General features: G+C 51.3%; 11 protein-coding genes. All 11 read left to right on the forward strand.

What is annotated here, in order from left to right; all coding sequences use genetic code 11:
• The first annotated feature begins 149 nt into the window (after positions 1-149).
• The 11 genes from FC99_RS10175 (at position 150) to FC99_RS10225 (ending at position 11,451) form a co-directional block, all read left to right on the forward strand.
• Entirely contained in the window at positions 150-1,622 is a 1,473-nt protein-coding gene (locus tag FC99_RS10175; RefSeq protein ID WP_048732654.1) for a 6-phospho-beta-glucosidase, read from the forward strand.
• The gene (locus FC99_RS10180; protein WP_235805909.1) at positions 1,603-2,526 is read left to right on the forward strand and encodes an ROK family protein; all 924 of its coding nucleotides are present in this window, start codon (positions 1,603-1,605) and stop codon (positions 2,524-2,526) included. Before FC99_RS10175 ends, FC99_RS10180 begins: the two co-directional genes overlap by 20 nt.
• Positions 2,527-2,707: 181 nt before the next feature.
• The gene (locus tag FC99_RS10185) at positions 2,708-2,884 is read left to right on the forward strand and encodes a hypothetical protein (RefSeq protein WP_156166887.1); all 177 of its coding nucleotides are present in this window, start codon (positions 2,708-2,710) and stop codon (positions 2,882-2,884) included.
• Between the two features lie 290 nt (positions 2,885-3,174).
• The gene (locus tag FC99_RS10190; RefSeq protein WP_048732651.1) at positions 3,175-4,110 is read left to right on the forward strand and encodes an alpha/beta hydrolase; all 936 of its coding nucleotides are present in this window, start codon (positions 3,175-3,177) and stop codon (positions 4,108-4,110) included.
• 184 nt (positions 4,111-4,294) lie between these two features.
• Positions 4,295-5,191, forward strand: a complete 897-nt coding sequence (locus FC99_RS10195) for a metal ABC transporter solute-binding protein, Zn/Mn family (protein ID WP_048732649.1) — start codon at positions 4,295-4,297, stop codon at positions 5,189-5,191.
• A gap of 2 nt (positions 5,192-5,193) precedes the next feature.
• Positions 5,194-5,892 (forward strand): metal ABC transporter ATP-binding protein, encoded by a 699-nt coding sequence (locus FC99_RS10200; protein ID WP_048732647.1) that lies wholly within the window; start codon positions 5,194-5,196, stop codon positions 5,890-5,892.
• Positions 5,885-6,682, forward strand: coding sequence for a metal ABC transporter permease (locus FC99_RS10205; RefSeq protein WP_048732646.1), 798 nt, complete (start codon positions 5,885-5,887; stop codon positions 6,680-6,682). The genes FC99_RS10200 and FC99_RS10205 overlap by 8 nt, the downstream gene beginning before the upstream one ends.
• Before the next feature lie 772 nt (positions 6,683-7,454).
• Positions 7,455-8,285, forward strand: a complete 831-nt coding sequence (purR, locus tag FC99_RS10210; RefSeq protein WP_082153175.1) for a pur operon repressor — start codon at positions 7,455-7,457, stop codon at positions 8,283-8,285.
• Between the two features lie 20 nt (positions 8,286-8,305).
• Entirely contained in the window at positions 8,306-9,685 is a 1,380-nt protein-coding gene (gene glmU, locus FC99_RS10215) for a bifunctional UDP-N-acetylglucosamine diphosphorylase/glucosamine-1-phosphate N-acetyltransferase GlmU (protein ID WP_048732644.1), read from the forward strand.
• Between the two features lie 83 nt (positions 9,686-9,768).
• Positions 9,769-10,749: a ribose-phosphate diphosphokinase gene (locus tag FC99_RS10220; RefSeq protein ID WP_048732642.1), complete on the forward strand. Its 981-nt coding sequence runs from the start codon at positions 9,769-9,771 to the stop codon at positions 10,747-10,749.
• Between the two features lie 339 nt (positions 10,750-11,088).
• The gene (locus FC99_RS10225) at positions 11,089-11,451 is read left to right on the forward strand and encodes a DUF3899 domain-containing protein (protein ID WP_048732640.1); all 363 of its coding nucleotides are present in this window, start codon (positions 11,089-11,091) and stop codon (positions 11,449-11,451) included.
• The last annotated feature ends 260 nt before the right edge of the window (positions 11,452-11,711 follow it).

Raw genomic sequence — 11,711 nt, forward strand, 5'->3', positions numbered from 1 at the left:
TTACAGCACGGGACGGCTTGAAGACTCGTTTTGTGAGGCTTCAGGCCGAGCCTACAGACCGCTCTTTGGCTATAGGCGGTCCCCATAGCGTGGCGCCTGGCAGCCGCAGGCGAAAAATTTAATCGGATTATTTTTAGGAGGAAATTGAATTGACTAAACATGGATTACCGAAGAACTTTTTATGGGGCGGTGCCGTTGCTGCGCACCAAGTTGAAGGCGCCTACAACGTTGGTGGCAAAGGCCTTAGTGTTGCCGATGTCATGACCGCCGCGGGGAGTCACGACGAGCGGAAAATCACGGACGGCGTGCAGGCGGGCGAATTTTACCCGAACCATGACGCCGTGGATTTCTACCACCAATACCCAGCAGACGTGAAGCTCTTTGCCGAAATGGGCTTTAAGAGCTTTCGGACGTCGATTGCCTGGTCACGAATCTTTCCGCAGGGTGATGAGATTGAGCCCAACGAAGAGGGACTGAAGTTTTACGACCGCTTATTCGATGAATGCCTGAAGTACAACATCGAACCCGTGGTCACGCTCTCCCACTTTGAAATGCCTTACCACTTGGTGACGAAATATGGTGGATTCCGTAGCCGTAAGACGATTACCTTCTTTACGCGTTTTGCCAAGGCCGTCTTCGAACGCTACCAAGACAAGGTCAAGTACTGGTTAACGTTTAACGAGATTAACAACCAGAGTAACTACGATCGGGCCTTCACGTTGTTTACCAACTCCGGAATTCAGGTGAAGCCGGGTGAAAACGCCGAAGAAGTCATGTATCAAGCCGGTCACTACGAGGTCGTGGCTAGTTCGCTGGCTGTTCAGATCGCTCACCAGATCAATCCTGATTTCCAAGTGGGGGCTATGGTGGCCTTCTCGCCGGTTTATCCAGCAACCGACAAGCCGAGTGACGTGTTGAAGGCGCAACGGGCCATGCAAGCCCGGTTCTGGTTCTCCGACGTCCAGTGTGAGGGGACTTATCCGACCTGGTTGACGCAGTATTTTGACGCTAAGGGGTACGACTTGGACATCACCAAGGCCGACCTGGCCAACCTGAAGCGCGGGACCGTCGACTACCTGGGCTTCAGCTACTACATGTCTTTTGCGACGCAGGCCAGCGACCACGAAGACAAGCAGTTCTCCTACAACGAGAGCCGCGACCTGGTCACGAATAAATACGTACCGCAATCCGACTGGGGGTGGCAAGTCGACCCAGAAGGCCTACGTTACGGGCTGAACTGGATGAATGACCGTTACCACTTACCACTATTTATCGTGGAAAACGGGATCGGGGCCATCGACAAATTGACCGCCGACCATGAAGTCCACGACCAATACCGGATCGACTACCTGCGTGACCACATTGTCCAAATGAAGTTGGCCATGGAGGAAGACGGCGTGCCGGTCATGGGCTACACACCGTGGAGTGCCATTGATATTGTGTCCGCCAGCACCGGTCAGCTGTCGAAGCGCTACGGGTTCATTTACGTTGACCGCAACGACGATGGTAGCGGTAGTTTAGCGCGTTACCGGAAGGATTCCTTCTACTGGTACCAGCGCGTGATCGCTACCAACGGCGAGGACCTTTCATTGGATGGTGAGCATGATGACGCAAAAGCCTGAACCGATCCTCGCCATTGATATTGGCGGGACAACCGTAAAGTATGGCGTCTGGGCGGCAGAAAATTTGACGCACAAAAACCGGTTCAATACGCCGAAAACGTGGCCGGAACTGTTGGATAAGCTGATTGCGGTCAAACGTGAGCTGGCCTTGCCGTTCGCGGGCGTCGCAGTTAGCCTGCCCGGGGGTGTCGACACGGTCGTGGGGAAAATCTCCGGGACCAGTGCCGTGGATTATCTGAACGAATTTCCCATCAAGGCCACGTTGCGCACGGCACTAGGCGTCCCCGTCAGCATTCAAAACGACGCCAACTGTGCGGCATTAGCTGAGGCTTGGTGGGGCAATGCCAAGGACGTCGACGATGCCATCTATATGATTATTGGAACGGGCATTGGCGGTGCCATGACGATTAACGGGCAGCTGATGGCCGGTCAGGATAATTTCACCGGCGAATTCGGCTACATGGTCATGAACCCAGCCGGCGAGACGTTTAGTCAGCTGGCAAGTCCGGTCAAAATGGCGGCGCGCTACCAACGACTGAAAGAGTTGTCCACGGCGTTTACGGCACAGGACGTGTTTGACCTCGCCAATAACGGCGACACCATTGCCCAGCAGTGTGTGGGTGAGATGCTGAATTGGCTGAGCATTGGGACGTTCAACCTCTACGTCAGCCTGAATCCGCAACGCCTGTTGATTGGCGGCGGCATCTCGGCGCGACCGGGATTCGTGGCCGACCTGCAACAGCGGATTCAACACCTGATGCACCAACACAAGGCTGCGTTGACGGCCGACGTGCGGGCCTGTCGTTTCTTGAATGACGCCAATCTAATTGGTGCTGTCCGGCAATTCTACGTGGAGAACGGGGATGAACCGGCAGCAGGGGCTGTGCGGATGGAAGTACGGTAATTAAGCTGTGACTGTTTTGAGGACCTTACTGGCTGAATGTTGGCTGGTGAGGTCCTTTTTGGACAGAAGATGAACGTGATGGATAGCCCTTTTACAGCAATATTTGTATAACGAAATTTATAAGGCGCTTCGGTTGTATTCCGAGTTGGATTCCGGCATTCTGTTACCAGAGGTGAGGGTCGTGGAAAGAGAACAACAACGCCTAGATACGGGACTAGCAGCTGAGTTGAACGCGGCATTGAAAACGAAGCGAACGCAGTTGGAGTTACTTCAGCTGCTATATGGTCAGACGGAAAAAGCACACCGGCAATGTTCGTCGGCATCAACTGAACAGGTGGCTCGGACGGATGCAGAATGAACTGATGGTTAAGCGTCGTTAGGGTTAGCAAGTTAACCTATAATGGCAATAATCAATCAGAAATGAGATGAACGTCATGGTACGATTAAGATGTTTTTTTCTGAAATTAGGATACACTTGCTGAAAATTCAAACTAATCCGGCTCCAAGTTATTCCCCAGGAAATAAGGATAAGACATAATGTAACGCAACCAGTTAAATGACGCGGTAAACTCGACGTAAATAGTGGCACTCCCCGCAGAATTTGGGTACAGTTAAGGTAGCAAACAAAAACGAAATGGGGTAGTGCAGATGAAGACTTGGCAAAAGTGGGTCACTGGTGCGGCGGTTGCGACCGTGGCTAGTGCAGTTGGCGTTTTAGGTGGGTCAGCGGTTGTCTATCAGGCAATCACGAAGTCCTTCTCACGGGGACGGCGGAAATCAAAGCTCCGGGCAATTGCGGAAAATGCGCCGGCGGATAATGCTTGGTATCTGCGGCAACATCCAGCCGAGTGGACCCAGACGAGCTTAGACGGTCTCATCTTACGGTCAAGTTTTCTAGCTGCCGACCACCCAACGACGAAGGTCGTCATTTTAGCGCACGGCTTGGGCCATGCCCGTGAGCAAATGATTCCTTGGGCGCGGACCTTTCACGACTGGGGCTACGATGTCTTAATGCCAGATGCCCGGGCACATGGTGAGAGCGAGGGCTGTACCATCGGTTATGGCTGGCCGGACCGCATTGACTATCAGGGCTGGATCCAGCAGGTCATCAATAGATGTGGTGAGGACAGTCAGATTGTTCTGCTCGGAATTTCCATGGGGGCTGCGACGGTGATGGCGACTGCTGGAGAAGAGCTTCCTAGCAACGTAAAAGCCATAATTGCTGATTCCGGATATGCCTCCGTCATGGCCGAAGCCCGGTTCCGCTTGCATCACAAGTACCATGTGCCAGCGACCCCAACACTGCCAATTGCCGATCAGTATTCCCGCTTAGCCGGCTACCGTTTGGCGGACGGTGACATTGCCGCGCAATTGCGGAAGACGCATTTGCCATTACTCCTGATTCAAGGTGCTAATGATGAGACGGTGCCAGTCACCAATCTCAACATTCTCTATCAAGCGGCGGCTGGGCCCAAGCAAAAGTATCGCGATCCGGTCGCAGGTCATATCGAGACCCGGAAGCTAGATCCCGAACGTTACGATCAGATGGTCGCGGGCTTCTTAAAGCCTTACGTGGAAGACTGAGTTATGGTTGACGAATAACCAACTTCGAACTTAAAAGAATTGAAAGATTTGCCTAAAAGGTAAGGGCCCCACGTGGGTTCTCACTTTTTTCGTCTGGACAGATTTGAGACTTGTTGACAAGCTTTCAATTTCTGGTAGAATACTAAATGGTAATCATTATCATTTACATAAAAGGTGGAAGAACATGCGGAAATGGTCACGGGTTTTAACGTTAATCATGAGTTTAGCGGCAATTTTAATACTGGCCGGGTGTCAGACAACGACGCCGAACCGGTCCGGTAAGATCAATGTGGTCGCCACGCTAGACTTTTATGGTGAAGCGGCGCGGACCATTTTAGGCCAGCAGGGGACGGTGACCACGGTCATCAATAGTCCTAGCATCGACGCCGAGAGCTACGAGCCAGACGTCAAGACGGCCAAACAGGTGGCGACGGCCGATGTCGTGATTGAAAACGGGCTGGGGTATGACAGCTGGATGGACCGCGTTGTTCAGGCCAATCGGGACTCCGGGACCAAGACGCTTAATATCGGTAAGCTAATGGGCAAGCAGACCGGGGACAATCCCCATCTGTGGTCGGACCCGAATGTGATGATCAAAGTTACCCGCCACTTGGTGACTCAGTTCAGTAAGCTTGACCCGGCCCACGCCAAGGCCTATCGCGAGCGAGGCGCAGCTTATGAAAAGCAGCTGACGGCCTTGCCACGCTTAGCCAAACAATTGGCCAAAAATGGTCGCGGGCAACGGGTAGCCGTCAGTGAGCCGGTTTTTGATCTGGCCCTGACGGCGATGGGCTACCGCATCAGCGACGGGCACTTTGCCCAGTCGATTGAAGAGGATAGTGACCCGACGCCGGCTGATATTACCCAATTACAGTCCCAACTAAAGCATCACCGCGTGGCATTTTTTGTGGAGAATACGCAAAATACCAGTAAAAACGTGACGAATATGGTTCGTTTGGCCAAAAAATACGGCATTCCCGTCGTCAAGGTGACCGAGACTATGCCGGCCAACCAAGACTACCGGACGTGGATGTTGAAGCAGTATGAACAAGTCCAACGGATCCAGCAGAAGGAGAAGTAACTATGACGGCAGCACCCATTTTAAAATTGGAACATCTCGGGGTCACCTTCCCGAATCATCCAGTCTTTAGCGACCTCAACCTGACGATTCGGCAGGGCGAATTCTGGAGTATCGTCGGTAAGAACGGGGTCGGGAAGACGACATTGATGCGGACCGTGTTGCATCAGTTGCGGCCCACCCACGGTCAAGTCGCTTACCTACCTGCTACCAATGAGGTCAAGATCGGCTACGTGCCACAATTTCGGAATATTGACGCGGACTATCCCCTAACCATTCGGGACTTTGTCGGGTTGAATCTGACCGGCTGGAAGTGGCCGTGGTTATCGCGGAAGGAACGGGAAAAGGTCCAGACGATTTTGCAGCGGACCGGACTGGAAGCCATTGCCAATCGACCGATCGGGCAGGCATCTGGTGGGGAAAAGCAGAAGGCCTACCTCGCCCAAGCGTTGGTGGAAGCGCCGAACCTGTTGATTCTCGATGAATCGACGGCCAGTTTGGACCCCGTGACCAAGACGGAACTTTTGGATCTCGTTATCGAGCTGAATGAGTCGCTACACTTGACCGTGTTATTTGTGACGCATGATATTCCGATGGCTCGTAAATACAGCTCGCAGTATTTGATGTTGACGCCAAATGGCGCGGAACAGGGACCCATCAGTGGTCTCACGCAGGAAAAGGTTTGGGAGGGCGAAAATGTTTAGTTATGAATTTATGCGCAACGCCTTCGCGGCCGGAACCATCATTGCCATTATCTGTGGCATCATGGGTGTCTTCGTGATTGCCAGAAATATGTCCTTCTTGACGCATACACTCTCCGAAATTGGATTTTCCGGTGCGGCCTTTGGGGTCTTTGCCGGATGGGCACCGTTGAACGGGATGCTCCTGTTTACGGTCGTCAGTTCGGTCATCGTGGGCCAGCTAAGTGCCCGCAGTGAACGCCGAGAAGCGGCTACCAGTGCCATTTCCGCACTCTTTATTGGGATGGGGATTCTATTCCTGTCATTGGCCAATAAGAATGCAAGCTATGCCACCAGCATCCTGTTTGGGAGTGTCATCGGTATCAGTGCCGGTGATGTGCAACAGATGCTGTGGCTGTCCTTGCTGGTATTGCTAGTCGTGTTCGTGATCTATCGGTTCTTGAAATTCGATTCGTTTGATCACACCGGGGCACGGGTCAAAGGGCTGTGGACCAACACGTTATCCGTGACCTTCTTAGTCCTGTTGGCGTTGAGTGTGAGTGTAGCGGCGCAAATCGTGGGGTCATTACTGATCTTCATCCTCTTGACGTTACCCGCAGCGACGGCGAAATACTTTGCCCACACGGTCGGCGGTATGATGGTTTTGGCCATCGTGCTAGCCTTGATTGGGGTTTGGAGCGGGTTAACGCTGAGTTACGTGACGAACTATCCGGTCTCCTTCTTCATCGCGGCCATTGAAGCCATCTTCTACTTCATCGCCCTCGGCTGGCAGAAACTTCAAACGGCTGAATAGGCAACATGGACGAGGTCTTCGCCTTACCGGCCGACAGATATGGGCTGGAACGGTGCGAACGCAACTTGAAGCCTCGCAAGTGCCGAGTCTTCAAGATTGGTTTTCTGTTAAGCCGGCATGAAACGCCGACCAAGCAGAACGACGCGCCTGAGCCCATATTTGCCGGCCTCTCGGCTTACACGGTGAATCTATGGCAGCAATGGTGATTGCTGGTAAGGTTGCTAAGCGTTTAGCATTGTTTAGTTGATGCTCAGAGCTTGTCAGCATAATCATATAGTCCGACCAATTTAAAAATAATCTAATAACTCCCAGCTCAAAGTGCATCTCATGAGCTGGGAGTTTTCTATGCGCCGAAAACTCTCGCTCACGACCGTTCGGAATTCACGTTTACGCGGGTTGCGTGGAAAATTGAAAGCACTGTAGGGGAAACCAGTAAATATTGATTTTCGATGGTCATTGCTTGAACTGACGTGACAGACCGGAGTAAGGTTGGATTGAAGTGTGAAGGGTGCGGGCACTGGTAGGAGGCGAAACGGTCACAGTCCGCCGAGGTGGCAGGCGTTTCTAGTCGCTGGCAGTGGGCCAATCCCCTCACATCCCCAAAATTGTAATAAACCAAGGTGATAGCCGGTGTTAACGGGTTTCATCCGCTTTCAGAAAATCAAGTTCCGTGAGTTTTTCCATTTCTCACGAAAATATCACGAAAAACCCGAACAATTATGCTAAAATTAGCTTTACAATTAACTCTAAAGAAATAGTTGAGGTGAAGAAGTTGAAAGTCAGAAGAAGTGACCGGTTAGTGGACATGACCCGGTATTTATTGGAACGGCCGCATCAATTGGTGTCATTGACCTTTTTTGCAGCTAGATATGAGTCGGCCAAGTCTTCCATCAGTGAAGACCTGACCATCTTGAAGCGAACCTTCCAAGCTCGGGGAACCGGTCTTCTGGAGACGGTTCCTGGTGCTGCTGGCGGTGCGCGGTTCATTCCGTATATTTTACGGGAAGAAGCCGAACAATTCGTCAGTGAAATGATTTCAGAATTATCTGAAGCCGACCGTTACCTCCCAGGGGGCTACGTGTACATGTCAGATATCCTTGGCCGACCAGCCGCTTTACGGCAAATCGGGCGGATTCTGGCGACCCAGTATCTGAACCAAAATGTCGACGTGGTCGTGACCGTGGCAACCAAGGGAATTCCGTTGGCTCAAAGCGTGGCCAACTACCTAAATGTGCCATTTGTCATCGTTCGTCACGATTCACAGATCACCGAAGGCTCGACCGTGAGTGTGAACTACGTCTCTGGCTCGACCAAGCGTATTGAACGCATGGCCCTGTCGAAGCGCAGTGTGAAGCCTAATTCACGGGTCCTGATCGTCGATGATTACATGAAGGGCGGCGGGACCGTTGGGGGCCTGCGCTCATTAGTCGACGAGTTTGATTCGCAATTGGCTGGTGTGGCGGTGTTCGCTGAAGGTGATTTTGCCGGTCAACGGACCGTTAGCAAGTACACGTCGTTACTGAAGATTCAGACGGCGGATGAACAGATTCGTGTGACACCGGGGAACTACCTCACGCAGATCTTTGGTGACGAAACTAAATAAAGCTAGGAGTATATTTGGAAATGACGACTAGAAATACCATTATCCTCGCAGCCGGCAAGGGCACCCGGATGAAGTCAAAGTTGTACAAAGTATTGCATCAGGTTTGTGGCAAGGCCATGGTCGACCATGTGTTGACGCAGGTTGAGCAAACCAGCATGGATAAGATCGTGACGGTCGTGGGCTACGGTGCCGACGACGTGAAGACCACACTTGGTGACCGGACACAATACGCCCTGCAAGCCAAGCAACTGGGGACGGGCCACGCCGTTTTACAGACGGAACCCATCTTAAAGGATGAACAAGGAACGACTTTAATCGTTAGTGGGGACACGCCATTGTTCCGTGCCGAAACGTTCGAAGACCTCTTTGCCTATCACGAAGCCAAGCACGCCGCCGCAACGATCTTAACCTCGATTGCCCCGGACCCAACCGGCTATGGCCGCATCGTCCGCAACAATATCGGTATCGTTGAAAAAATCGTTGAACAAAAGGACGCTAACTCCGAAGAACAAGAAATTCACGAAATCAACACTGGTGTTTACGTCTTTGACAACCAGAAGTTGTTTAAGGCCCTTCACGAAACGTCCAACGACAACGCGCAGGGCGAATACTACCTGACCGACGTCATTGAAATTTTGAAGCGCCAAGGGGACATCGTAGCGGCTTACCAAATGGCTAATTTCGATGAATCCATGGGGGTTAACGACCGGGTGGCCTTATCCGCCGCCACGAAGATCATGTGCGAACGAATCAACCGTCAGCACATGCAAGATGGGGTCACGTTGATTGATCCGGAAACGACTTACATCGATGCCGGCGTCAAGATCGGTGCCGACACCATCATCGAACCCGGCGTTCTGTTAAAGGGCGACACGGTCATCGGTGAAGATTGCTACATTGGCGCGCACTCCGAATTGCGGAACGCCAAGTTGGCCGATCACGTGACCGTCACGTCTTCTCTGCTAGAAGACTCCGACATGGCCACTGGCAGCAACATTGGTCCCAACAGCCATTTGCGTCCAGAATCACACATCGGGCCTAAGGTGCACCTCGGCAACTTTGTCGAAGTGAAGAAGGCGACAATCGGTGAAGGCACGAAGGTTGGCCACTTGACCTACGTGGGTAACGCTAAGCTCGGCAAGAATATCAACGTCGGTTGTGGGGTTGTCTTCGTCAACTACGACGGCAAGAACAAGCACGAGACGGTTGTGGGCGACGATGCCTTTATCGGTTCAAACTCAAACTTGGTCGCTCCCTTGGATGTGGCTGACCACAGTTTCATCGCGGCGGGGTCAACAATTACCGACGCTGTCAACAAATACGACATGGCAATTGCTCGGCAACGGCAAACGAACAAGCCTAATTACTATCAGAAACTACCATATCGTGGTGAAGATTAAGCTGAAGGTCTTGTGTTTCCGGGCCCGATAGCATAAAATTGTTGTAGTAAATTCAGGCAGACTAGTTGCTATTGGAGGAAATTATGGCTACGCAATATTTTGACCCTAAATTAAAGATTTTTGCGTTAAACTCCAACAAACCGTTGGCGCAAAAGATTGCTAACGAGGTTGGTGTCGAATTAGGGAAGACTTCGGTGGACCGTTTTAGTGACGGCGAAATCCGGATCAACATTGAACAAAGTGTCCGGGGCAGTCACGTCTATGTGATTCAGTCAACTTCAGCGCCCGTCAACGATAACTTGATGGAACTGCTGATCATGATCGATGCTTTACGGCGGGCAAGTGCGGCCACCATTAACGTGGTCATTCCGTACTATGGCTACGCGCGTCAAGATCGTAAAGCCCGGTCACGGGAACCAATTACGGCTAAATTAGTCGCAAACATGCTCCAAACGGCCGGCGTAACGCGGGTCGTGGCGTTGGACTTACATGCTGCGCAGATTCAAGGATTCTTCGATGTACCGGTCGACCATTTGATGGGCGCACCGTTACTGGCGGACTACTTCTTAAGCAACGGCTTAGCCGAAGACGCGGTCGTCGTTTCACCTGACCATGGTGGTGTGACGCGGGCCCGGGCGTTGGCCGAATTCCTCAAGGCCCCAATTGCCATTATCGACAAGCGGCGACCACGGGCGAACGTGGCGGAAATCATGAACATCATCGGGGATGTCAAGGGTAAACGTTGCATCATGATCGATGATATGATTGATACCGCTGGGACGATTACCTTGGGGTCCAAGGCTTTGATGGAAGCCGGCGCCAAGGAAGTCTACGCTAGCTGTACCCACCCAGTTCTGTCCGGTCCGGCAATTGAACGGATCAAGAATTCTCCAATTAAGAAATTAGTTGTGACGGATTCAATTCAATTAACGGCCGACAAGCAAATTGACAAGATCGAACAAATTTCGGTTGGTCCGCTGATTGGTCAAGCCATCAAGCGAATCAACGAAAACCGGCCAGTCAGCCCATTGTTTAAGAACCGTTTCCGGAGTCACGAACAATAAAAATGACAAAAACTTGAGTAGCGCTTTGCGTTGGCTCAAGTTTTTTCTTACCCTAATTACGAAGGAAGGTTAGGATGAGCTGATTGCGCTGTGGCCGTCAGAAATTTCGGCGGCTGTGAGAAACGTTGAAATATCCTACCGATGTCGTATAATTGGTTAATTAATCCGGCCATTGATGCGATTGTGGTTAATGAGTAGATGGTCAATATTGCTATCGAGAAAGTAGCTGACTATTACTGTGTAGTAGGTTATTGGCGATTAAAGTCTGTATAGATATAGCATGAGTAGAGCCAAGTGTAATGGGCGAATTTTTTCTTAGTGAGTATTAGGAGTGATTGGATGAATAGTTGGCAGAGATGGGCAACGGGAACCGTAGCGGCAGGATTACTGGTGGCTTTGGTGATGAAGCTGCTGGGACAGCCGCTGATGGTGATCGGCAATATTTTATTTTTAGTCGGTCTGGCCCTCATTGTGTTTGGTGCCATCTGTGTTCTGTTAAAAGGACATTTATTTACGGGGTGGCGGCACCTCTTCCGGCGACACAACCGGGCAGATAAGGAAGATCTCATGCCGGGGGAAAAGGTCGAAGTCCATCACGTGGCGAGTGCCAAAAACGCGCCAATCGTGGTTAATGCACCGGCTCGATTTGGGTTGATTTCTGGGGTGTGCTATCTGGTTTTGGGAATTGTGTTCACACTTTAAAACTGACTTGAGGATATTTTCCGCTGGCGAAGTGGGGGGTATCCTTTTTTGTTAACTGGCTTAACCGGAATGGACCGTAAAACGATTGTGGGGAGAGTTGCTGTTACTATTACAATAGCTCATGTAAGATGTTAAGTATCAATTGAGATTGAAAAAATTGATAACCAAAAAATATTTGGATGTACTTTCCGGAATTAACTATATCCCAATTCATTCATAAAAGGACTAGAATGTTTTGACTGTTCCTACATCTCAAGCCT

The sequence above is a fragment of the Levilactobacillus koreensis JCM 16448 genome, from assembly GCF_001435525.1.
GTDB classification, from domain to species: Bacteria; Bacillota; Bacilli; order Lactobacillales; family Lactobacillaceae; genus Levilactobacillus; species Levilactobacillus koreensis.